Below are 22,645 nucleotides of genomic sequence, written 5' to 3'. Positions count from 1 at the left end.
ATCCGGCCCGAGCGAGGTTCGACAGATCCCGGAGACCGCCGACTACCACCCGCCCACGGCAGCGCTGCCGGACGGCTCACGGTACGCGGACGCCGAACCAGGCCTTGGCATCCGGGCGGCACAGCAGGCGCACGACGGCTACGGAGGTGGCGAGCGAGTACCCGGCGGCGACGAGGCCGACGGCGGGCGGTACGGTCTCGAGGTCCCTGATCGCCCAGCACCCGACGACGGCCTGCAGGATCGCGAGCGTGATCGTCAGGCGGCGCACGGGGTGCGCTCCCTCGGCGAACCCGAGCACGAGCAGACCGAGAGCCCAGGCCACGCAGAACTGGACGGACGCCGTGGCGGCCGCGTCGTCGCCGCGCGTCAGATTCATGAGCACCGGATAGGCCAGGCCGAATCCCGCCATACCCGCGACGGCTTCCCGCACGTCCCGAACCGCCTCCGGCATGGTGGTTTCCACACCGATGGACGGCTCCTCACCCGAAAACGCCAAGCTCACAGCCGTACCCCCGTTGGTACCGAACGTTCCGGCGCGCTGGACGAACACGCCGGAATCGCACGGTAACACGGTGACATCCCGGACAACTCGTACTTCGACGAACTCGGACTTCGACGAAAGAACCGACGGGGCGCGCGCATCGTCCGGACGAGGAGCTACTCCACCAGACCGTGCCGCCGCAGGGCCGCCAGCAACGCATCCGGACGCTCGGCGGTGGGCAGGGCCTCCACCAGGGCGAATCGGCTGCCCAGGGCTTCGGCGCCGCCGTCCGCCTCGGCGCTGTCGCCGATCATCAGAGCCGCCTCGGCGGGCACGCCCAGTTCGCCCAAGGCGGCATGGAAGATCTCCGGATCGGGTTTCATGGCGCCGACCTCATAGGAGAGGGTGAACGCCCCGACCAGCCGGTCCCAGCCGCGCGCAGCGAACGACGGACGGATGTCGAACGGGATGTTGCTCACCACCGCCACCGGAACCTCCTGTGCCGCCAGGAGATCGAGAACGGCCTCGCTGTCCGGATACGGCATCCACTCCAGCGGATCGAGCAGCCGTGCGTAGAGTCGTTCGGCGTCCTCGTCGGTGGGCACACCCGACTGGCGCAGCACCGTCATCATCACCTTGCGGTGCAGCGCCGGATCCAGGTCCCGGTTGTCCCACGCGTACTGCGCCTCGGCGTCGAATTCGGCGATGTGGTCGACCGGCGCCGTCATCCGCCGCATGATCTCGGCCTTCTCGTCCACGTCGAAGGCCCGCCCGTCCGGCCGGGTCAGATCCGAGTACCACGACTCGTCGGCTTCCAGCCGGAACAAGGTGCCGGAGAAGTCGAACAGCACCGCCTCGATCGCCATCCGGCCAGCCTACCGACGGTTCGCCCCGGATCGCCGGTCCACGTGACATGATCCCGGCGGGCTCGATCGCGACACACACTGCGGCCAGGAGGATTTCGCCCGTGGGAAGGAAACCGGCGCGGCTGTCGGTGCTGGACGTTAGAGTCCGGGCATGGGCCGCAAGCGAGGAACTCGGGTCGCCGCCGCGGCGGCGTTCGCACTCACCATCGGAATGGCTACCGCCTGTTCGACCGAGGAGAGCCAGGCGGGCGGTGTCTGCGCGACGGTTCCCAACGGCACACCGGTCACGTCCACCGCGACGGGCCCGGCGGGCAGCGGCACCAAGGATCTGAGCACCAACCCGGAAATAGCGACCGGCTATCGCTCGAACATGACGCCGGTGCGCACGCACACCTTCGCGGTGTCGACGGCCAACCCCGTATCCACCAAGGCCGCGTGCGAGGTCCTGCGCGACGGCGGCACCGCGGCCGACGCCCTGATCGCGGCCCAAACGGTGCTGGGCCTCGTCGAACCGCAGGCCTCCGGTATCGGCGGCGGCGCGTTCCTGCTCTACTACGACGCGAACACCAAGACCGTGGACGCCTACGACGGCCGAGAGGTGGCCCCGGCGGCGGCGACCGAGAACTACCTGCGCTGGATCAGCGATACCGACCGCACCGAGCCGAAGCCGAACACGCGGGCCAGCGGCCGCTCCATCGGCGTGCCCGGTGTGCTGCGCATGCTCGAGCTCGCGCACCGCGATCATGGCAAGACCGCGTGGCGCGAGCTGTTCGACCCCGCCATCGGACTGGCCGATCAGGGCTTCCCGATCAGCCCTCGCCTCGCGGGGCAGATCGCGGAGTCGGCGAAGGACCTCGCGGCGGACGAGGACGCCAAGGCTTATTTCCTCAACCCGGACGGCAGCCCGAAGGCCGCAGAGACCGTGCTCACCAACCCGGCCATGGCGAAGACGCTCGGCGCCGTCGCCACGGAGGGAGCGCAGGCCTTCTATACCGGCGCCATCGCCCGGGACATCGTCGCGGCCGCGAACCGAGCCTCCGGCGGGCGCACCCCTGGCCAGCTGACGGTCGAGGACTTGTCCGGCTATCAGGCGAAGAAGCGCACCGCACTGTGCACGGGCTACCGCGGGCACGAGATCTGCGGCATGCCCAGCCCCTCCTCGGGTGGCATCACCGTCGCCTCGATTCTGGGCATCCTGGAGAACTTCGACCTGGCCACCATGCGGCCGGACGACATCGACCGCAACGGCGGCAAGCCCGACCCGCAGGCCGTGCACCTGATCTCGGAGGCCGAACGCCTCGCCTACGCCGACCGCAACAAGTACGTCGCCGACACCGATTTCATCCCGCTGCCGGGCAATTCGGCACAAACCCTGCTGAACCGCGATTACCTGCGGCAGCGCGCCGGGCTGATCGATCCGAACCGCAGCATGGGCACCGCGCAGCCGGGTGACTTCGGCCCCGTGCCGCTGGGCGTCGGCCCGCAGCCGCCCGAGCACGGCACCAGCCACATCTCGGTGGTCGACCGGTACGGCAACGCCGCGGCGATGACCACCACCGTCGAGTCGGCGTTCGGTTCGTTCCACGTAGTCGACGGATTCGTGCTGAACAATCAGCTCACCGACTTCAACGCCGATCCGCTGGGCGCCGACGGCGTGCCGGTGGCCAACCGGATCCAGCCCGGTAAACGCCCGCGTAGTTCGATGAGCCCGACGCTGGTCTTCGGCAAGGCCCCCGACGGCTCGCGCGGCGAGCTCACCCATGTCGCGGGCTCGCCCGGCGGTTCGGTGATCATCCAGTTCGTGGTGAAAACGCTGGTCAACATGTTCGACTGGGGTCTGGACCCGCAGCAGGCGGTCTCCGCGGTCGCGTTCGGCGCCGGGAACAGCCCGTCCACCGGCATCGGTGGTGAGCACCCCGCGATCGACGCCGCCGACAACGGTGACCACGACCCGCTCGTGCGCCGACTACGTGAGCTGGGTCATCAGGTCTCCGTCGCACCACAGGTCAGCGGCCTCAGCGCTCTCAAACGCAACGGCGCGGACGGCTGGATCGGAGGCGCGGACCCCCGCCGAGAGGGGGCCGTCCTCGGCGACTCCCAGTGATCGGTTACCACAGCGGGACAGGTCGCGGTATCCGTTGACCAGCACCATCCGAGGCTTGACATGTCGAGAATCGGCATGCCGGCCGCGACGGCGAGGTCACTTCGAACGCACCATCGGATACACCACCGGACCGGAGCCGATCCTCAGCTCCCCCTGCCGCTCGAACCCGAATCGCTCGTAGAAGGGCACGGTGCCGCTGGTGTTCGAGATCAGGAAACAGTCGTGCTCTGCTTCCGACAGCCGCCGCTCGAGCAACGCGGTCGCCATACCGTACCCCTGCGCGCCGGGCAGCGTCCCGATCGCGGCCAGGTACAGGTGCGGCGTGGCCGGTCGCGCGTGCTCCATCTGCCGCCCGGCGGCAAGCGCACGCGCCGTGCTCGCGCCCAACGCTCGTAGCAGGGTCACCGGCTTCACTGTCGGCGCCACCAGGTGCGCGGGCTCCCATAGCGCCACGCAGGCGAGGGTGCCTTCCTGGTCGTGCGCGAAGTCGACCAGTCCCTTCTTCCTGCGCGACGCGATGCGCGACTCCCAGAACAGCGGCAACGCTTTTCGGCGGCGCGGCGAACCCGGCCAGAAGTAGGTCATCAGCGGATCGTCCGCGAAAGCCGCCGCGAGAACGAACGCGCCTGGTTCCATACCGACGAGGCTAAACCAGCATTCCGGCCCTGGCGAAGCGGTCGGGGCGGGGCGGGTACCTCACCAGTTCACTTGCTTCCGGAATACTTCTCGCCGAGTTCACGCAGCCGAGCCATCGCCCGCGCCGCGTGCTCCTTGTCGTTCGAGCGGATCGCCAGCATCGGCACGTAGTCGTCGTCGACCAGCTCGAGGCGGGCCCACGACTTTCGATCCGGGAACGAGACGCCTCTAATGTAGTCCCACGGAAAGTCGTTGTCGCCCAGAACGTTCCGCACCGACACACCCCGCGCCCCGACCCGTACCCGCGGCCTGGTCAGCAGCAGCACCGCGGCGGCGCCGAGTACGCCGATCCCGATCATCGCGATCTGATCGGCGACCCGGAAGTTGACACCGGTGGACCCGGTACGCAGCAAGAGACCGCCCGCCGTGAACGCGGCCGCGATCAGCACCGCCACGACCCAGGCCGTCCGCACCGCGCGCCGGGGACGCACCTCGAACTCCCACTCGGGCGCATCGCCGGCCACCGCGGCCGAGCCTGCGTTCCTCCGGAAGATACGGACGACCGGCATGGCTACGCGGACTGCCGCAGGGCGCGCAGCGTCAGCGCGGCGTCCAACGCCGCGGCCGCCGCCTGCTCCCCCTTGTTCTCGGGCGATTCCGGCAGCCCGGCCCGATCCAGGGCCTGCTGCTCGTTGTTGGTGGTCAGCACCCCGTTCGCGACCGGCGTGCCCTCGTCCAGCGAGACACGGGTGAGTCCCGCGGTCACCGCGTCGCAGACGTACTCGAAATGCGGCGTGTCACCCCGGATCACCACTCCGAGCGCCACCACCGCGTCGTGCGACTTGGCCAGCTCCTGGGCCACCACCGGCAGCTCCATGGCGCCGGCGCAGCGCACCACCGTGATCTGCTGGACGCCCGCGTCCTTGGCCACTCGCTCGGCGTTCGCGACCAGGGTGTCGCAGATCTGGGTGTGCCAGCGCGAGGCGACGATGCCCAAGGTGAGGTCCTTGGCGTCGGCCAGCGCGAAGGTCGGTACCCCGGTACCGCTCATCGTTGTCCGCCTTTCCGGTCCGCTCGCAATTCAGTGCGCCGTCTCGCCGAGATCGAGCTCGTCGAGGCCGATCAGGTCGTGCCCCATCCGGTCCCGCTTGGTGCGCAAGTAGCGCAGGTTCTCCGCATTGGCGCGCAGCGGCATCGGCACCCGCTCGGTGATCCGCAAACCATAGCCGTCCAAACCGACCCGCTTGGCCGGGTTGTTGGTGAGCAGCCGCATCGAGCGAATACCCAGATCCACCAGGATCTGCGCGCCCGTGCCATAGTCGCGGGCATCCGCGGGCAGCCCCAGCTCCAGATTCGCGTCGACCGTGTCGTGGCCGGAATCCTGCAGCTGGTATGCCTGCAACTTGTGCATCAGACCGATGCCGCGCCCCTCGTGACCACGCATGTACAGCACCACACCGCGGCCCTCGGCCGCGACCATCTCCAACGCCGCGTCCAGCTGCGGACCGCAATCGCAGCGCAGCGACCCGAACACGTCACCGGTCAGGCACTCCGAGTGCACCCGCACCAAGACGTCCTCGCCGTCGCTGATGTCACCGCGCACCAGCGCGACGTGCTCGACCTCGTCGTAGATGCTCTGATAGCCCACGGCCATGAACTCGCCGTGCGCGGTGGGGATACGTGCCTCGGCGACGCGCACCACGTGCTTCTCGTGCTTGCGCCGCCACGCGATCATGTCGGCGATCGAGATCATCGCCAGCTCGTGCTCGTCGGCGAAGACGCGCAGCTCCTCGGTGCGGGCCATGTGGCCCTCGTCCTTCTGGCTGACGATCTCGCAGATCACGCCCGCCGGACGCAGGCCTGCCATCCGGGAAAGATCCACGGCCGCCTCGGTGTGGCCGGGCCTGCGCAGCACACCGCCATCCTTGGCGCGCAGCGGCACCACGTGCCCCGGCCGGGTGAAATCGTCGGCCTTGGCGTCGGCGTCGGCAAGCAGCCGCATGGTGGTGGCGCGATCGGCGCCGGAGATGCCGGTCGTGATGCCTTCGCGCGCGTCCACCGAGACGGTGTAGGCGGTGCCGTGCTTGTCCTGGTTCATCGCGTACATCGGAGGCAAGCCGAGCCGATCGCAATCGTCGCCCGTGAGCGGCACACAGATGTAACCGGAGGTGTAGCGGATCATGAAGGCGACCAGTTCCGGAGTGGCCTTCTCCGCCGCGAAGATGAGGTCGCCCTCGTTCTCACGGTCCTCGTCGTCGACGACGACGACCGCCTTACCGGCGGCGATGTCGGCGACTGCGCGCTCGATGCTGTCGAACCTGGTCACGTCTGCTGTGCTCCATCTCGAAATAGGTGCCTCACCACAGTACTGGGTTGGTTTTGCGGCGCCCGCGGCGCTGCGTGTGTCCGGCGACCTCCCATGCTCACCATCGCGTCGCAGACGCCGGCACGCTCCGCCATCCCGGAGCTCCCCGGAACCGGAAGGGGCTATCGCGCTCGCCGCCGCGCACTCGGCGAGCGGGCGGTCCCGGCTAGCCGCGCTGTTGGAGGCGTTCGACGTATTTGGCGATCACGTCGACTTCCAGGTTGACGGTGGTGCCGACGGTGGCGAAGCCGAGATTGGTCAGCGAGAGGGTGGTGGGGATCAGGGAGACCTCGAACCAGTCCCGACTGCCGGTCTCGGCGGGCTCGTCGGAGACACCGAGTCCCGAGACGGTGAGCGAGATGCCGTCGACGGTGATCGAACCCTTCTCCACGACGTAGCGGGCCAGGTTCTCCGGCAGCGAGATCCGGACCACGTCCCAGTTCTCCGACGGGGTGCGCGAGAGCACGGTGCCGGTGCCGTCGACATGTCCCTGGACCAGGTGGCCGCCCAGCCTGCTGTTCAACGCGGCGGCGCGCTCGAGATTCACTTTCGAACCGACGTCCAGCTTGCCGATTCCGGACCGGTTGAGCGTCTCCGCCATGACATCGACGGTGAACGAGTCGCCGCCGAGCACCTCCACGACGGTCAGGCACACCCCGTTCACGGCGATCGAATCACCGTGTCCGGCATCGGAGGTCACCAGCTTGCCCTTGATCGTCAGCCGCGCGGCGTCGGTCAGCTGCTCGCTGGCGACGATTTCGCCGAGTTCCTCGACGATGCCTGTGAACATGTGCTCTGACTCCCTGTCGCGTCGTTGTCTTCCGGTTGCGGAACAGCGCGGGGCCCGGCTGCTATTCCCTGGTCTCCTCACCCTAATGACGCGCGGTCGCAGGAGACAGCGGCGTCCCGGACCGGTCACGCGACGCGATGACACTCCGGCGTGCTCGGCGAAAAGCAGACCGCAGGCCACGCCGGGGATGCTGGAACCGGTCGGTCCCATCGAGAATGGAACGAAATATGTCCACACCGGCCGCGCTCGGCGGGCGGCACAGGTTCAAGTAATCATTCGAGGGAATTCGCTGTACTGTGCGAATTAATTCACCCCGAAGGGGGTTGCCGATTTATAGTCGATACCCTAACGAAACACTGCTATAACGGAGATTCCGCGCGTCGAAGACGTGGGAAGCGATATCGTTATGCGGCTGACTTCTCACGTTCAACTTTCCGCACGAGCAGTTCGATCGGACGCTGTACCAGGGCACACGGCCTACGGACCGCGCAGCCCGCCGCATGATGTCCACTCCTCGAGAAAGCCGGAGAACACAGTGGGACAATTCGGGCCGGACACAGTTGGGGGCGCGGTGTGACCACATTTCTCGATTCGACGCCGGAACTTCGCTGCCAACGCTACCGCCGCGAATTCCAGCTGCCGGTATCGATGGATCCCGGTTCGCATCGCATTCTCCTGCACATCGGCATCGACTACGGCGCCGTCACCATGCCCGCCGAACTCGGCGAACAGGTGTTGCGGCGACTCGTCCAGGTCGGCATCGCCGGCCCGGTCGTCGAGCACCCCCGCGCGAGGCACTGGACCTTCCTCACCGGCCCCGCCGGGCCCGACGCGTTCAGGCCGCCGATCTCGGCCGAATTGTTCCGCCTGTACGCGGCGGTGGCCTGCGCGGGCAGCCAGGTGGTACTGCCCTCGCCGGACGACGAGCGCACCGGATACCGCGTGTGGATCCGCTCGCCCGAGGCAGGAGCCCGCCGTCCGCCGCTCAGCGTTGTGATCGAGACGATCCGCGCGGTCGCCCCGCGCAAAACCAGGGCCTGACAGACCTTTTCAGCGCGCCCACGCCGAGGCCGCCTGCCCGCGCAATTTCTGCACGGTCGCGGCGGGATCGGCGGTGCTGTAGACCGCGGACCCGGCGACGAAGCAGTCCACGCCCGCCTCCGCGGCCGCCTCGATGGTGTCGGCGTTGATGCCGCCGTCGATCTCGACCAGCAGCCGCAGCTCACCGGCATCCACCAGGTTCCGCACGATGCGCGCCTTCTGCAACACCTCCGGGATGAACGACTGGCCGCCGAAACCGGGTTCGACGCTCATCACCAGCAGCGTGTCGAATTCGCGCAGGATCTCCAGGTACGGCTCGATCGGCGTGCCGGGCTTCACCGAGAGCCCCGCCTTGCCGCCCGCGGCGCGGATGTCGCGCGCGACCGCGATCGGGTCGTCGGTCGCCTCCGCGTGGAAGGTCACATTGTGCGCGCCCGCCTCCGCGTACGGCGGCGCCCAGCGGGCCGGATCCTCGATCATCAGATGGCAGTCCAACGGGATGTCGGTCGCCTTCAGCAGGCTCTCCACCACGGGGAGGCCGAGGGTGAGATTGGGCACGAAGTGCGCGTCCATCACGTCCACGTGCAGCCAGTCGGCGCCTGCGACGGCCTCCGCTTCGTCCGCGAGGTGCGCGAAGTCGGCGGACAGGATGGAGGGGGCGATCATGGGAGCGGCCGGACGCGGGTAAGTCGGGTTGGACACAACGCCGGAGTCTAACGGTACCCAGGGTTGTCCAGCGCGGGAGTGGGTAGCCTGCATAGGGTGATCAACATTTCGGCGGAACAGGGGCTTTACAGCACCCCGGTGGAGATTCGGGTGGCGGCATCGGTGACACAACTGCCCATCGTGCGTGGGCTCGCCGAAACCCTCGTCCTACTCAGCGAATTCACGCTGGACGAGGTGGCCGACATCCGGCTGGCCGTCGACGAGGTCTGCTCGACCCTGATCGCTGTCGCCGCCCCGGAAACGAGCCTGAACTGCCGGTTCACCGTCGGTGACACCGAGTTGCTCGTCCGGGTCGAGGGCATCGCGGAGAAGCCGGGGCTGCCCGACCAGCGCAGCTTCGGCTGGCACGTGCTGCGCACCCTCACCGACGCGGCGGAGGCCACACAGGATACGTTCGACCCGACGATTTCCGGATATCCGACGACGGTCGAGTTCCGTCGGGTCCGGGGGAAGGCGTAGTGGCGGACGAAGACACCGTGCTCGACGCACAGCGCGACGACGACTCCGACACGCTGACCACGGAGGACGCCGTCGAGGAGAGCGAAACCCTGGAAGCGGCGAGCGCGGTTCCAGGCTACGACGACGTCGGCCTGCTCTTCGAGCAGCTCGCCACCAGCGAACCCGGAACAGCGCGGCACACCGCGCTGCGCGCGGAGCTGATCAGCCGATGCATTCCACTCGCCGACCACATCGCCCGCAAGTTCAGCGGACGCGGTGAGCCGTTCGACGACCTGACCCAGGTGGCGCGGGTCGGCTTGGTGCACGCGGTGGATCGTTTCGACGTGGAGCGCGGTTCGAATTTCCTGTCCTTCGCGGTGCCGACCATCATGGGCGAGGTCCGCCGATACTTCCGCGACAACACGTGGGCGATGCGAGTGCCGCGGCGGGTCAAGGAGACTCACCTACGCATCGGCGCCGCGATCGACAGCCTCTCCCAAACCCTCGGCCGCTCGCCGACGGCGAAGGAGATCGCCGCGGAGCTGGACGTCGATCCGGACGAGGTGACCCAGGCGGTCATCGCGGGAAACGCCTACCAGCCGAGTTCGATCGACGCGGCAACGCTCGGCCGCGACACCGACGCCTCACTGCTGGACACCCTCGGCGAAGAGGAGTCCCAGTTCGATCGGGTCGAGGAATACGTCGCGATCCGGCCGCTGCTCGCCGGTCTGCCCGAGCGGGAACGGCGCATCCTCACCATGCGATTCTTCGAATCGATGACTCAGACCCAGATCGCGCAGCAGATGGGTATCTCCCAGATGCACGTGTCCCGCATCCTCGCGAAAACGCTTGCCCGCTTGCGAGAGCAATCCAGCCGGGAATGACCGGGCTCAGCGGGTTTCGCGTTCCCGCTGCTTGCGCAGCTTCGCCGCAGCGGTGAGCCACCAGGCCGCGTCGAGCAGTTCCCGCAGGTGGTCGGGCGCGACGCGATCGAGGTCGACCAATATGTAGGCGTAGCCGTCGTAGTGCGGTGTGGTGTAGAAGGCCGGGTCGCCGGAGGCCAGCAGCGCCTCCTTCTCGGTGAGATCGCAGGCCAGCGCGAGGCCGCCTTCGGCCTCGCTGCGCAACCGGGCGAACCCTTTACCGCCGACCTTCAATGCCGGGCTGCGCCACCAGGTGGATTCCTCCACCTCCGGGAGTTCGGTCGCCATCGTCACCACGTCCTGCCACGTCATCGTCATGCTCCGAGTGTGCGGCGTCACCGCGTGCCACGACTTGGACGAATGGAATGCCCGCCCGCTCAGCGGGGCTTACGCAGCGCGGCCAGGAACATGGCGTCGGTGCCGTGGCGGTGCGGCCACAGCTGCGCGCCCGGCCCCTCCCCGACATCGGTGACTCCCGGTAGCAGCTCGCGAGTGTCGAGTTGCTCGGCGCCGAGGCGCCGAACGGCGTCGGCGACGATCGACACGGTCTCCGGCAGATGCGGCGAACAGGTCGAGTACACCACGACACCACCGGGGCGCAGCAGATCCCAAGCGGCGGTGAGTAATTCACGCTGCAAGACGACGAGTTCACGGACGTCGGACGGGGTCCGCCGCCAGCGCGCCTCGGGTCTGCGACGCAGCGCCCCGAGGCCGGTGCACGGCGCGTCCACGAGGATGCGGTCGTAACCGGGAGTCAGTCCGCTGGCGCGGCCGTCAACGACGTGGATGTCGACCGGCAGGCCGTGCACGGCTTTGCGCACCAGTTCGGCGCGGTGCGCGGCGGGCTCGACCGCGTCCACCCGGAAGCCGTCGATCGAGGCGATGGCGCCGAGCAGCGCGGCCTTGCCGCCCGGTCCGGCGCAGAGATCGAGCCAGCGTCCGTTGTCCGGTCCGTCGATCGCGGCTCTGGTCAGCGCCAGCGCCACCAGCTGGCTGCCTTCGTCCTGCACGGCCGCCATGCCTTCGCGTACCGGCTCGAGCTTGCCCGGATCGCCGCCCTCCAGGTAGACCGCGTACGGCGACCAGCGACCTTCCTCCCCGCCGGTGACCAGCGCGAGTTCCTCCGCGGTGATGTCACCCGGGCGAGCCACCAGATGTACCAGCGGGCGGGCGTCGTCAGCAGCGAGCACCTCGCGAAGTTCCGCCGCTCGCGCTCCCAGCGCGTCGGCGAACGCCTGCGCGATCCACACCGGATGCGCGTATTCGAAGGCCAACCGGCCGATCGGGTCGGCGGGCGCTAGCGCCTCGACCCACTGCTCCGGGGACTTCTCCCCCGCCCGCCGGAGCACGGCGTTGACGAAACCGGCCTTGCCCGCACCGAATTCGGCGCGCGCCAACGCCACCGAGGTGTCCACCGCGGCGTGCGCGCCGATCCTGGTGCGCAGCAACTGGTAGACGCCCAGCCGGAGCACGTCCAGCAGGGGTCCGTCGATCTTTTCGATCGACCGGCCCGCGCCTTCGGCGATCACCGCGTCGAGCAGGCCCAGCGACCGGCACGCGCCGTAGGCGAGTTCGGTCGCCAATGCGGCGTCGCGCCCCGACAATCCCCGTTCCCGCAGCAGGCCGGGCAGGACGAGGTTGGCGTAGGCGTCGCGCTCCCGGACCGCGCGCAGCACATCCCTGGCGACCGACCGCGGCGGATCGGCGGCTTCTTTGCGATGCGGTCGTCCGGTAGGGCGAGCGGGCTCTTTGGATCCCGCGGCCGGACGCCGCGAGGTGGCACGCTCGGGTCGCCCTGCCGAGCGTTGCCCCGAGGGAGTGCGCCGTTCGTCGCGATCACGCCCGGCGGCCTCGGCTCGGCCGCTTCCGGAACGCTGGTCGGCCGCCCGTGGACGGCCCGCGCCGTTGCGATCGCGTCGCGTGCCGCTCGACGGGACGCCCTGCGCTCGAGCCCGGCCGGGCTCGCCGGACCGCTTCGGCGCGGTGTCTCGTTCGTCGCGCCGCCGGTTGGGTGCGTCGTCGCCGGGCCGGTCGCCGCGCGGCGTCACTCGACCACCGCGCCGGGCTGCAGGCGGGCGCCGCGCGCCCAGTCGAGGGCTGACATCATGCGCTTGCCTTGCGGCTGCACTTGGTCCAATCGCACGGCGGTGGTGGCGGTGCCGACGAACACACCGGACTTGCGGACCTCGATCACACGCTCCGGCAACTCCTCCTCGACCAGTTCGACCGGTCCCAGCTTCAACCGGGTGCCGCCGACCTCGGTCCATGCCCCCGGAGCGGGGGTGACCGCGCGAATCCGCCTGCTGATGGCCAGAGCTGGTTGGTCCCATCGGACGTGCCCGGCCTCGACACCGACCTTGGGCGCGTACGAGACGCCGTCCGTCGACTGTGCCACCGCCTGCAAGGTCCCGTCCTCCACCCCGTCGAGCGTCGCTTCCAGCAGGCGGGAGCCGCTGTCGGCCAACCGCTGCAGCAGAGTGCCCGCCGTGTCGGTGACGGTGATCTTCTCGGTCACCATGCCGAACACCGGACCGGTGTCCAACCCGGCCTCGATCTGGAACGTGGAGGCGCCGGTGATCTCGTCACCCGCGTCCATCGCCGCCTGTACCGGCGCCGCGCCTCGCCACGCGGGCAGCAGCGAGAAGTGCAGGTTGATCCAGCCGAAGCGCGGGATGTCGAGAATCTGCTGGGGCAGCAGCGCGCCGTAGGCGACGACGGGACAGCAGTCCGGCGCCAGTTCCGTGAGCTGCGCGACGAATTCCGGTTCCGAAGGCCGCCCCGGCGTGAGCACCGGTATGCCGTGCTCGTCGGCCAGCTTGCCGACCGGCGACCTCGTCACTTTCCGGCCACGCCCTGCCACCGCGTCCGGCCGCGTCACCACGGCGATCACCTCGTGCCGCGCCGATGCCAGCAAACGACGCAGTGAAGGAACCGCCGGTTCCGGGGTCCCCGCGAAGACGACGCGCATCAGCGGCCCACCCCGAACGGGTTGGGCCGGCCCGCGCCACTCATCGACCGTGCCGGGCGCACGGTCGTTCCGGCCGCGAACCAGTCGGATTCGCGGATCACCCGCATCGCCTCCTTGCGCTGGGCCGGATCGAGACGGTCGATGAACAGCACCCCGTCGAGGTGATCGGTCTCGTGCTGCACGCACCGCGCCAGCAGCCCCTCCGCCTCGAACGCGACCGGCGCGCCGTCGAGGTCCACACCGGAGGCGCGCACCCGCAGCGCCCGGCGCGTGTCGTAACGCACACCGGGAATCGACAGGCAACCTTCCGGCCCGACCTGCTCTTCGTCGCCGACGACCTCCCACCGCGGGTTCACCAGATGCCCGGCGGCATCGCCGGTGTCGTAGACGAACACGCGCAGTCCGACCCCGATCTGCGGGGCCGCCATCCCGACCCCGCCGTCGTCGTGCATGGTCTCGGTCAGGTCGGTCACCAGCTGCCGCAGATCGCGGTCGAACGCGGTGACCTCCGCGGCGCGGGCACGCAGGATGGGATCGCCGAACAGGCGAACGGGCTGGATGGTCACGGCTGGCTCCCGGAAGCGGACGAGTACGGTCGCCTCATTCTAGTGAGGCGACCGGAAATCCCCGATTCACCAGGCAGAAGCTGGTAGAACTCCTATGCGGTCCGGGCGGGGTGTCGATCCCTCCGCCCGGCCGCCCGGAAAAGCCCTGGTCAGCGGCTTGCCAGTGCACCTGACCTGCTTCTCACCTGCAGGTTCACAACATGTCGCTGCATTTCAGTACCGAACGCAAGGGATTGTGGTGACGGCGTCAACACCGCAGGTCAGAGCTGTTTCGGGCGTTGCAGTGGTGACGCCGTCACCACCCCGCCCACCGGCACCACTGCATCACCGACGCCGCATCACTTGCTGTCGATGGATAGCTCGCGCGCTTCGACCGTGGACCCGGTCCGATTCTCAGCCGCGGTGGTCGCTGACGGCGCGTTGGCTGTCGAGGTCATCGTTGAGCAAGCCGAGGTGTTCTTTCTCCGCGACGTCCCCGTCTCGATGAGGGCATTGTCACAGCCGATCCGGCCGCAGCCGCGCTCGGCATCTGGCGACCGGGTACCACGTCGGCTCTGGGGGTGAAGTCGAAGCCAGCGCCCCAGAGAACTCGTGTATCACTTTGCTCTCCGAGGGCGGGTCGAGGAGTTGTCTTCGGGGCTGTGGGGTTACACCTGATCACATGACCACGATCGAAAACGGCCAAGCCTCAACCCCCTTTCGTTCCTGGGCCGTTGTCCGGGCATGCAGTTGCCCGTCACGGCCGCGGTGAGTCGTCGACGCTTCCTTCCGTCCTCCGCGCCCCGTCACCGTATCCCGCGATCGGTGGCGTCCACGCTGTCGTCCGAGAAGGTGAGCGCGACCAGCTCTATCGCGTCCTGCTGTGGGACGGCGAAGGCAACGCCCTGATCGCCAACCCCCTCAGCTGGCTGGAAATCGCTGCCGACCGCCCCGGATTCCTCCGCCTGGAAGGACGACCACCGTCAGCGGCCGAATAAGTCCGTGATCCCACGTGCAACCGCCGGTCCACCAGCATTTCTCCATGCACACTCGATGGAAAGTGTGTCTAAAGCTTTGTTGCACAACATTACTCGTGATTAAATGGATTCGTCGTGCCCGGTCCTCACAACACCGGGGGTGCGGCACCCGCAGGTAGACAACGACCCCGGCCCCTCATCAACCGACAGCGAGGCAAGCCGGGGTCGTTTTCGGCTGTGCTGTGCTGTGGTGTCGAGGTGTTCGACGGGTGCCGGTGATCGCCTGTTCTGACGCGGGGCGGGTGTGCTTTGTCGTGTTGGTCGTGGCTGTTGGTGGGTGGGATGGCTGGCGGGGTGTGTCGGTGATGATGTGGCGGTGGAATGCCGCGAGGTGGTCGATGGCGTCGCGGGCGTCACCGAGCAGGTCGGCGGCTGCGTGGTGGACGTGTGGGGCGTGGTCCCAGATCTGCAGTCGTGCCGGGACGTGTGCCTGGGCGCAGCGGCGGGCCAGGGCTTCGGCGTCCGGGCGCAGGTATTCGGTCGAGCCGACCTGGATCAGGACCGGCGGCAGTCCGGTGAAGTCGTGGTTGACCGGTGACCATGCCGGGTCGAGCCGTCCATCGACGGCGAAGCCGTGGCGGGTGATGATGTCCATGCCCCGGGCGGGTAGGTAGGCGTCGCGGTGGCGGTTGGGGTGGTTGTCGCGTTGGGTGGAGTCGAAATCGGCCCATGGTGCGATCGCCGAGATCGCGGCGGGCATGGGTAGTCCGCGTTCGCGGGTGGCCAGCGCGAGGCCGAAGGCCAGGCCGCCGCCGGCGGAATCGCCGGACACGATGATCCTCTCGGCCCCGAAGCCGTGCTCGAGCAGGTATCGATACGCGGCGACCGCGTCGTCGAGGGTGTCGGTGATGTGAGCGTGCGGCAATTGGCGATAGTCCACGTTGAATGCAGGTATACCGCTCGCGTGCGCGATCTTGGCGACCAGACGACGATGGGTGTTCAGACCGCCGCAGATGTATCCGCCGCCGTGGAAATACAGCAGTGCTGCGTGCTGTGTGTGCCGCGGGTCGGGCAGGTCGCCATGCCATAACCATTCAGCGCGCCAGTTGTCTGCCTGCACCTTCGCGCGTCGGGTGCCGTGCGGCGCCACCAGCAGCGCGGCCGGGAAATCCAGCAGGCGACCGAACCGGCACAGCTGCTCGAGGGGGTGGCGGCCACCTGTGTGGGTCAAGGCGGCCAACCCCAACCCGATCGTGGCTTGCAGCAGCGGGTGGGCGACTCGCGTGGCGATACTTGCCCGGTTCGGCCGCTCCACGATCAGCGACGACACCCCCGGGCGGGACCGCGAGAGCGGGGCGGTCATCGCCGTGTCCCCAGCGGGCCGGTCCACGGCGCGGCAATGAAGTCTTGGTCGGAGTCAGGCCACGTCCAGGTCGTTCCCGTGCTGCAGGCCGGCCACGATCGCGGGCCCGGATGGCGCGGGTCGGTCATGACAGCTGCCGGGCCGCCGCTGGGCAGCCGATGCGGTAGGTCGCACCTGTTCGGGCAAGTTCGTAAGCGTCGCACCCTTGGAACCTTCCGGCTCTGAGAATCGCTCAAATGACATCAGCAATATTCAGGCGATCGGAATGTGTGGCACATCAGCACATGACGGGGCACTACCTACGACACCCCCTAGCAACCCCCGTCGGACGGTTCATGGCAGGCCAGCGACGCGAGCGCGCAGTTCGGGGGCCTGGCCAGTGGTGAGGGCCGGTTTGCGGCCGGTGCTGGACCGGCCGACAAGGGGCTCGTTCCCGCAAACGGCGGTAGATCCCTCCCTGTGATAACTGCCGCGTAGCGGGTAGCCGTGGGCTGTCGGATTCAACACCGCCGATGGCGGGCGTTACCGGCTATCCGAATGCCGCAATCGCAACCTCAGCCGATCGGAGCATCGGCCCGGAGACACCCATGGTCACCCCCGTCGCAGCACGAAACCGGTTCACCGAGACCGATCCCCTCACCAATGGTGGTTCCCCGCACCGCCCGCCCGGCGGCATGCACGCCCGGCCACCGTCGGCGTCCGAACCAGACACGCGACTGATACCGGCGCCAGTGCTGCTCGGTGCCGTGTTACTCGCCCTCGGCGTGGTCGCGCTGGTTGCGCTGCGTTCGGGCGCATGCATTCTCGACAAGGCCCGGCAGTGGGGGTGATCAGCGCGGTCGCCACCTCCACGGTGAAGGTGGTCACCGGGATGATCCGGGTTGCTCGAGCCGTCCGGGACCAGGCCGAGCAGAAGACACGCCCAGACCCCGCGCTCATCCGCAAGCGACTCGAGCAGATCGCCGAAGCCGCCGCCGCGGGCGAGCTGTCGCAGGCGGAAAAACTCGCCGCCCAGCAACAAGTGTTTCGCCGGATGCAGCGCTACCCCCTCTGAGGGGTGCCGTCAACGATCGTCATCCTGTACCAGACCCGGTCAAGGAAGGTCGGCGTTTTCGCGCGTGATGCAGACGCCGAACACACCACCGACGACAACCAGCCCATCCGGCCCACTCCTGCCCGGATCCGCCGCAAGGGCGACCCGATGACACCCGAGGAAACCGACCTCCGTCGAGCGCGCGCTCGGGTGCACCTGCGTGAGGGTCATGTGCGGCGACGTCGACGACCGGATTTGTGGAGGCTGAGCCTCAGACCCACTCTTGGGGATAAGCGAGATCGTAAACGCGGGAAACTTTTTTCGGGACGACCATGCGCCAAGCATCGACGACGAGTTCACGGGCCTCGGTCGGGTCCAGGGCCGCGAGGTTGGACTCGATCCAGTTGAAGCGCATGTCCGATGCCGATGGCATCTGAAACTTGTGCGGCTCGCTGGCTACGATCGCCGCTCGCTCCTCCCTGGGGAACGCGAAACCCATCACGGTCTCGTCGAGTGAGAACGCCACGTAGACGATTTGCTTGACGCGGAACTTCAGCCTGCCACGCACATAGACTTGGTACGAGCGTTCCAACTCGGCCCCCAGTGGGCTGACGTCTTCGATCACCGCCATGGTCGGACTCCTTCGGTTCCGCGTGAATGCGACCTCGGGAACTGGGCCCGCCACCGCCGCTGCGGCGCACGCGCTTTCGCCACGTCGGCAGTCAGCCATGTCTGGACTCCTGTCTTTCGGTCTATCCAGAAGCTTCGACGAGGGAGCCACCCGGGATTCATCGGTGCAGTCGAGGTCGTGTACACGCTCCTGCGGAGGCCCTGTACTCGGCATGATGGTGCGATCGGCCAGCGTCGGACGCGCACTACTGCTCGTTGATCTTCCGAGGTGTCGCGCCGGGCCGGTTCGGTCAGCGTGATCAGCGGCATTATGGTGCGTGCCGCCTGTTCAGGATGCCTCCCAGCCGGGCGGTTACAGGGTGAGTATGGCGGCAGCGACCTGGTCGGCGGCGGTGTGGCGCAGAGCGGTACCCATGTCGTCGAGGACGAGCAGTCGCGCCGCGGGGATCTCGGCGGCGAGAACCTCGCCGTTGCCGACCGGGAAGAACGGGTCGGCGCGACCGTGCACCACGAGTGTGGGCACGTCGAGTTCACCGAGCCGCTCCCGCCAGCGCGGGGCGCAGTCGATGCGGGAGAACACCATCCCGAGCTGGTTGGCCTGGTGCACCGCGGGATCACTCGATGGCGTCCGGTCCCAGATTCGGGCCGCCTTCGCCCGCGCTTCCCGCGGATCGTCACCCTTCGACTCGGCCGCCGCGGCGGCGAACGCCGCGACGGCATCCCGGTCGGTCCAGTCCGGCATCGGGTGGGAGAACAGGGCAACCATGAACGCGGGGTCGTGGTCGGGCAGGTCCTCATCGACCGGGCCCGGCGCTACCGGCCGGGTGCCGACGAGAGTCAGTGCGGAGAACACCTCCGGGTGATCCAGCGCGGCGACCTGAGCGACCATCCCCCCGACACCGACCCCACCGAGGTGGGCGGTCCCGGCGCCGAGCGCCCCGACCAACGCGGCCGCGTCGGCGACGAGATCCCGCAGGTCGTACGACGGATTCTCCGGGTCGAGGGTCGTCGACGCGCCGGAGTCACGCAGGTCGTAGCGGACCACGCGCCGCCCACCCGACGCGAGCCGCTCGCACAGCGCGTCGGGCCAGGACAACATCGTCGTGCCGCCGACCAGCAGGACCAGCGGATCCTCCTCGCGGCCGAAGCTTTCGATGCCGAGATCCACACCGTTCGCCCGTACGGTGGTCATGTCGAATCGGAACGGTCTCGTCATGCCTGGACTCCTATCTGTCGGTATCTCCAGAGGTGTCGACGACAGGCTCAGCCCAAAGTCATCGGTGCAGCCCAGATCGCGTCCACACTCCCGCAATCGCCACAAACCCGACAACAGCGGTTGTCCCGGCTGAATGCTCGCGGTATGCCATGTCGCCATAACTGGCCGCTCACGGGGAGTCGCAACTGGCCGTACTTGGGAACTCCCGGTGGCCGCTGACACCCCCTTCCAGCTTCCGGTTCGGGCTGCGAGGTGTCGTAGGGTATCGATCACTCCGCGCGCGTCCGCAGCGAATACGACAAGCGGATCCGCACGCTGCCCACCGGCGGACTAACCGAACCCTGGCCTGGTCCCACGTGATCAACGCTTGGCTTAGCTGGACGCCGAGGTTGACCAGGGGCGTCGTTGAGGATCGCCTCAGCAGCGGCGAACGACATCGGCGCCCGCCTCAGCGCGTGGACTCCGGCGCCGACGAACACGACGAAGGCCTCACTCCGCCCTGACACCGACCCAACCGGAGCGTCTGCCGCCGGTAGCCACATTCCTTCCGACACCGTGACCTGGTCGATCAGCCTTCGTTTGCCGCTCCTGACGAGTCCCCCAACGACACCGCTCGGGGGCGCACGGCTGGTGGACGGGAAACCCACATCTGAGGTGGGGTCCACGAGCTTGTCGGGATTGGGGCGCGCGAGGAAGTGGAGCGCGGTCGCCGCGACATGGTCGTGGTGTCGGATCGCTGACGACATGCGTCCCGGAAAGTTTGCGAGAAATCAGGGGGAGGCGGTGTCGGATCGGGGTGGTGGTGTTCGTTGCAGGGGTAAGGCTGCCCACCAGGGGCGGCGCCAAGGCAAAGGAACCGATCATGAAGCTGACGACCATGACCCAGGTCACCATCGATGGAGTCATGCAGGGAAACGGCGCCACGTCGGACGACCGCAGGAACGGATTCGAGCGCGGCGGATGGGCCCGGGGGTGGGGCGACAACGCGACCGTGACGTACCTCAACGAGACCTTTCAGCGTGCCGACGCGTTCCTGTTCGGCCGGCGGACCTATGAGCTGTTCGCCCGCGCGTGGGGGTCCCTGACGGTCCAGGATGTTCCTGGCTGGGAGCCCGTCTGGCGGGCGTTGGACACACGGCCCAAGTACGTGGTGTCGACCACACTCACCGATCCGGCGTGGTCGGGCACCACTGTCCTGTCTGGCGATCCTGCGGCCGCCATCGCGGACCTGAAGGCCCAGCCGGGGGGTGAGCTGCAGGTGCATGGCAGTGGCGCCCTGATCCGGTGGCTGCTGGAGAACGATCTGGTCGACGAGATGACTCTGGTTGTCGTTCCTGTGGTTCTCGGCCAGGGCGCGCGGTTGTTTCCGGATGACGGCCCGGATCTTGCACTCGACGTGGTCGAATCGCGAGTCGACTCGAAAGGCGTGACGATTCAGGTCTACCGGCCGGCCGGGCGCCCGCGGTACAAAACCGCCTGAAGCACTAACCGGTACACCCACACTGTCTTGACACCGAAGGAGATGATCTTCAGATGCAGTACCTGATTTCCGTGATCGATGACGAGACCAACTCGGCCACTCCGGACGAAACCGAGGAACAGGACCGCCACGCGGCGATCGACGCGTTCAACGACCGGCTCCAGGCCGGGGGCCACTGGGTCTTCGGCGGCGGCCTCGCCTCGCCCGACTCGGCCACCGTCATCGACAACCGGAGTGAGCGAGCGTTGTTCACCGACGGGCCCTTTCTGGAGTCCAAGGAGTATCTGGCCGGCTTTTGGGTCATCGAGGCCCCCGACCTCGACGTTGCGCTCGAGCTCGCCGCCGACGGGTCGAGGCAGTGCAATCGCAGGGTCGAGGTGCGGCCGTTCGGGTGAGCGGGGTCGAGGTTCGCAAGGCGGTCATCCGTGCCCACCACGAGGAGTGGGCGCGGGTGGTGGCTGCCCTGACCAGGCGTTTCGGTGATCTCGACCTCGCCGAGGAGGCAGCGGCGGAGGCGTTTGCGACCGCCGTCGAGCGGTGGCCGGCCGATGGCGTTCCCCCGAGCCCCGGCGCCTGGCTGACCACCACCGCCAACCGCAAGGCCATCGACCGGATCCGGCGCGAGAACAAGCGAGACGACAAACACAAGCAGGCTCGGATGGTGCACGACGACCCGCCCGAGGCTTTGGGCGCGATCGATGACGACCGGCTCCGGCTGATCTTCACCTGCTGTCACCCGGCGCTGGCGATGCAAGCCCGCGTGGCGTTGACACTGCGCATGCTCGGCGGGCTGACCGTGCCCGAGATCGCCCGTGCCTTCCTGGTGCGGGAGTCGACCTTGGAGCGGCGGATCACCCGCGCGAAAGCCAAGATAAAGGCGGCTCGCATCCCTTATCGGATGCCTGCCGCCGAGGATCTCCCGGCTCGGGTCTCCGGCGTACTCGCCGTCCTGTTTCTCGTGTTCAACGAGGGCTACCTGGCGACCGGCCCCGACACCGACCCGATACGTCACGACCTGACCGCCGAGGCGATCCGGCTCACCCGTCTGATCCGTGCTCTCCTGCCGGACGACGGCGAGGTGGCCGGGCTGCTGGCGCTGATGCTGCTCATCGAAGCCCGCCGCCCCGCCCGAATTTCGGCCAGCGGCGAACTGGTCGCTCTGGCCGAGCAGGACCGTGGGGCCTGGGACGCGGCGCTGATCGCCGAGGGCCATCGGCTGGTGCGCGAGCGCCTCGCCGCTGCCGCCGCCGGGGTGGCTGCGGGTCGCTACCAGATTCTCGCGGCGATCAACGCCGTGCACACCTCCGCTCGCGACATCCGCGACACCGACTGGTCACAGGTTCTCGCACTCTACGACCAGCTCGCCCGCCTGGACCCCTCGCCGATAATCACCCTCAACCGAGCCATCGCGGTTGCCGAAGTCGACGGCCCACAGGTGGCACTGGCCGCCGTCGACCGTCTCGAAGCCACGTTGGCCGGCTATCACGCCTACCATGTGACCCGCGCCGACCTGCTGCGCCGGATGGGCCGCAGCCAAGAGTCGCGCGCGGCCTACGACACTGCCATCGAGCTGGCGGGCAACACCGCCGAGACCACCTACCTGATCCGCCGTCGCGATCAGCTGCGATAGCGCCCAGGGATCGATCTTGCAAGGACGACTTTGTGGTTGAGAGGGTCGCCGTAGTATCGGCCGAATTTCGGGCCCATTGTCGTTGTTTCCGCGCGCTTACTACTGGAACCCCTGGTGGGCGAGCAGATTTCGGTTTCCGCCAATTACTACCGGCACCCCGAGTTGTTCGGCCGAGGCTTGTACCCAAGGTTCAGGAAACGTCGTGTGTCATCTCGATGCTCGGTGGCGCGGCTTCGAACCGCGAAGGCTTCGTCTCGCCCGTGGGGCGGAATCCATTGCGCAGGTAGAGGTTATTGGCAGACTAGTTGTTGTGGGGCATGACGTTGGTGACGTGGTGGCAGAGGTGGTGAGCTGAGGGGCGGTTCTTTCGGCGGCAGGATGTGAAGCGCCAACTACCACGTCCGCCGTAAGCCGAAAGAACCGCCGTGATTCA

The 22,645-nt window shown here is 68.2% G+C and carries 24 protein-coding genes; 9 read left to right on the top strand and 15 right to left on the bottom strand.

The window, feature by feature from the left end:
• Window positions 1-76 precede the first annotated feature (76 nt).
• Window positions 77-502 carry a hypothetical protein gene (locus M8859_RS26085; RefSeq protein WP_159926193.1) on the bottom strand — a complete coding sequence of 142 codons (426 nt, stop codon included), beginning with the start codon at window positions 500-502 and terminating at the stop codon, window positions 77-79.
• Between the two features lie 155 nt (window positions 503-657).
• A complete protein-coding gene (locus M8859_RS26080; RefSeq protein WP_159926195.1) occupies window positions 658-1,347 on the bottom strand; it encodes an HAD family hydrolase in 690 nt (229 codons plus the stop codon).
• Between the two features lie 151 nt (window positions 1,348-1,498).
• On the opposite strand from M8859_RS26080, the gene M8859_RS26075 reads away from it, so the two are divergent.
• Complete coding sequence (locus tag M8859_RS26075) at window positions 1,499-3,451, top strand: gamma-glutamyltransferase family protein (RefSeq protein WP_372492942.1); 1,953 nt, start codon at window positions 1,499-1,501, stop codon at window positions 3,449-3,451.
• A gap of 96 nt (window positions 3,452-3,547) precedes the next feature.
• Here M8859_RS26075 and M8859_RS26070 read toward each other — a convergent pair whose 3' ends face one another.
• The 5 genes from M8859_RS26070 to M8859_RS26050 all read right to left on the bottom strand — a co-directional run bounded on the left by M8859_RS26070 (window position 3,548) and on the right by M8859_RS26050 (window position 7,242).
• A complete protein-coding gene (locus M8859_RS26070) occupies window positions 3,548-4,087 on the bottom strand; it encodes a GNAT family N-acetyltransferase (RefSeq protein WP_159926199.1) in 540 nt (179 codons plus the stop codon).
• 68 nt (window positions 4,088-4,155) lie between these two features.
• Window positions 4,156-4,656: a PH domain-containing protein gene (locus M8859_RS26065; protein ID WP_159926200.1), complete on the bottom strand. Its 501-nt coding sequence runs from the start codon at window positions 4,654-4,656 to the stop codon at window positions 4,156-4,158.
• Between the two features lie 2 nt (window positions 4,657-4,658).
• Complete coding sequence (ribH, locus tag M8859_RS26060; protein WP_159926202.1) at window positions 4,659-5,138, bottom strand: 6,7-dimethyl-8-ribityllumazine synthase; 480 nt, start codon at window positions 5,136-5,138, stop codon at window positions 4,659-4,661.
• 30 nt (window positions 5,139-5,168) lie between these two features.
• Window positions 5,169-6,413, bottom strand: a complete 1,245-nt coding sequence (locus M8859_RS26055) for a bifunctional 3,4-dihydroxy-2-butanone-4-phosphate synthase/GTP cyclohydrolase II (protein ID WP_159926204.1) — start codon at window positions 6,411-6,413, stop codon at window positions 5,169-5,171.
• A 205-nt stretch (window positions 6,414-6,618) separates the two neighbouring features.
• Window positions 6,619-7,242 (bottom strand): riboflavin synthase, encoded by a 624-nt coding sequence (locus M8859_RS26050; protein WP_159926205.1) that lies wholly within the window; start codon window positions 7,240-7,242, stop codon window positions 6,619-6,621.
• Between the two features lie 573 nt (window positions 7,243-7,815).
• On the opposite strand from M8859_RS26050, the gene M8859_RS26045 reads away from it, so the two are divergent.
• On the top strand, window positions 7,816-8,283 hold the full coding sequence (locus M8859_RS26045) for a hypothetical protein (RefSeq protein ID WP_159926206.1): 468 nt from the start codon (window positions 7,816-7,818) through the stop codon (window positions 8,281-8,283).
• A 9-nt stretch (window positions 8,284-8,292) separates the two neighbouring features.
• Here the strand turns inward: M8859_RS26045 and rpe are convergent, their stop codons facing one another.
• Complete coding sequence (gene rpe, locus M8859_RS26040) at window positions 8,293-8,949, bottom strand: ribulose-phosphate 3-epimerase (protein WP_159926243.1); 657 nt, start codon at window positions 8,947-8,949, stop codon at window positions 8,293-8,295.
• A gap of 96 nt (window positions 8,950-9,045) precedes the next feature.
• Here rpe and M8859_RS26035 point away from each other — a divergent pair, with 96 nt between their 5' ends.
• On the top strand, window positions 9,046-9,468 hold the full coding sequence (locus M8859_RS26035; RefSeq protein ID WP_159926207.1) for an ATP-binding protein: 423 nt from the start codon (window positions 9,046-9,048) through the stop codon (window positions 9,466-9,468).
• A gap of 89 nt (window positions 9,469-9,557) precedes the next feature.
• Window positions 9,558-10,331, top strand: a complete 774-nt coding sequence (locus M8859_RS26030; RefSeq protein WP_159926245.1) for a SigB/SigF/SigG family RNA polymerase sigma factor — start codon at window positions 9,558-9,560, stop codon at window positions 10,329-10,331.
• 6 nt (window positions 10,332-10,337) lie between these two features.
• Here the strand turns inward: M8859_RS26030 and M8859_RS26025 are convergent, their stop codons facing one another.
• From M8859_RS26025 to M8859_RS26005, 5 genes are all read right to left on the bottom strand, one after another.
• Window positions 10,338-10,688, bottom strand: a complete 351-nt coding sequence (locus M8859_RS26025; RefSeq protein WP_159926208.1) for an MmcQ/YjbR family DNA-binding protein — start codon at window positions 10,686-10,688, stop codon at window positions 10,338-10,340.
• Between the two features lie 59 nt (window positions 10,689-10,747).
• A complete protein-coding gene (locus M8859_RS26020) occupies window positions 10,748-12,418 on the bottom strand; it encodes an RsmB/NOP family class I SAM-dependent RNA methyltransferase (protein ID WP_159926209.1) in 1,671 nt (556 codons plus the stop codon).
• Window positions 12,415-13,338 (bottom strand): methionyl-tRNA formyltransferase, encoded by a 924-nt coding sequence (fmt, locus tag M8859_RS26015; protein ID WP_249644939.1) that lies wholly within the window; start codon window positions 13,336-13,338, stop codon window positions 12,415-12,417. Before fmt ends, M8859_RS26020 begins: the two co-directional genes overlap by 4 nt.
• Window positions 13,338-13,904: a peptide deformylase gene (gene def / locus M8859_RS26010; protein WP_159926211.1), complete on the bottom strand. Its 567-nt coding sequence runs from the start codon at window positions 13,902-13,904 to the stop codon at window positions 13,338-13,340. The genes fmt and def overlap by 1 nt, the downstream gene beginning before the upstream one ends.
• Before the next feature lie 1,155 nt (window positions 13,905-15,059).
• A complete protein-coding gene (locus M8859_RS26005) occupies window positions 15,060-16,223 on the bottom strand; it encodes an alpha/beta hydrolase (RefSeq protein WP_249644938.1) in 1,164 nt (387 codons plus the stop codon).
• 587 nt (window positions 16,224-16,810) lie between these two features.
• Between M8859_RS26005 and M8859_RS26000 the strand changes: the two genes are divergently transcribed.
• Both M8859_RS26000 and M8859_RS25995 read left to right on the top strand, forming a co-directional pair.
• Window positions 16,811-17,053 (top strand): hypothetical protein, encoded by a 243-nt coding sequence (locus M8859_RS26000; RefSeq protein WP_159926213.1) that lies wholly within the window; start codon window positions 16,811-16,813, stop codon window positions 17,051-17,053.
• Window positions 17,020-17,277: a gas vesicle protein GvpG gene (locus M8859_RS25995; RefSeq protein ID WP_249644937.1), complete on the top strand. Its 258-nt coding sequence runs from the start codon at window positions 17,020-17,022 to the stop codon at window positions 17,275-17,277. The genes M8859_RS26000 and M8859_RS25995 overlap by 34 nt, the downstream gene beginning before the upstream one ends.
• 250 nt (window positions 17,278-17,527) lie before the next feature.
• On the opposite strand, the gene M8859_RS25990 is transcribed toward M8859_RS25995, so the two are convergent.
• Complete coding sequence (locus M8859_RS25990; RefSeq protein ID WP_159926215.1) at window positions 17,528-17,887, bottom strand: hypothetical protein; 360 nt, start codon at window positions 17,885-17,887, stop codon at window positions 17,528-17,530.
• A gap of 351 nt (window positions 17,888-18,238) precedes the next feature.
• Window positions 18,239-19,078 (bottom strand): alpha/beta fold hydrolase, encoded by an 840-nt coding sequence (locus M8859_RS25985; RefSeq protein ID WP_159930992.1) that lies wholly within the window; start codon window positions 19,076-19,078, stop codon window positions 18,239-18,241.
• Window positions 19,079-19,964: 886 nt separating this feature from the next.
• Between M8859_RS25985 and M8859_RS25980 the strand changes: the two genes are divergently transcribed.
• Genes M8859_RS25980 through M8859_RS25970 form a run of 3 tightly spaced genes read left to right on the top strand, consistent with a single transcriptional unit; the run spans window position 19,965 to window position 22,212 of the window.
• Window positions 19,965-20,582 carry a dihydrofolate reductase family protein gene (locus tag M8859_RS25980; protein ID WP_195071324.1) on the top strand — a complete coding sequence of 206 codons (618 nt, stop codon included), beginning with the start codon at window positions 19,965-19,967 and terminating at the stop codon, window positions 20,580-20,582.
• A gap of 53 nt (window positions 20,583-20,635) precedes the next feature.
• Window positions 20,636-20,977: a YciI family protein gene (locus M8859_RS25975; protein ID WP_195071323.1), complete on the top strand. Its 342-nt coding sequence runs from the start codon at window positions 20,636-20,638 to the stop codon at window positions 20,975-20,977.
• A complete protein-coding gene (locus M8859_RS25970) occupies window positions 20,974-22,212 on the top strand; it encodes an RNA polymerase sigma factor (protein ID WP_249644936.1) in 1,239 nt (412 codons plus the stop codon). Before M8859_RS25975 ends, M8859_RS25970 begins: the two co-directional genes overlap by 4 nt.
• The last annotated feature ends 433 nt before the right edge of the window (window positions 22,213-22,645 follow it).

It is taken from the genome of Nocardia sputi, assembly GCF_023501985.1.
The sequence above is the reverse complement of the archived record's forward strand: the minus strand, read 5'-3'. Positions and strand labels throughout refer to the sequence as shown.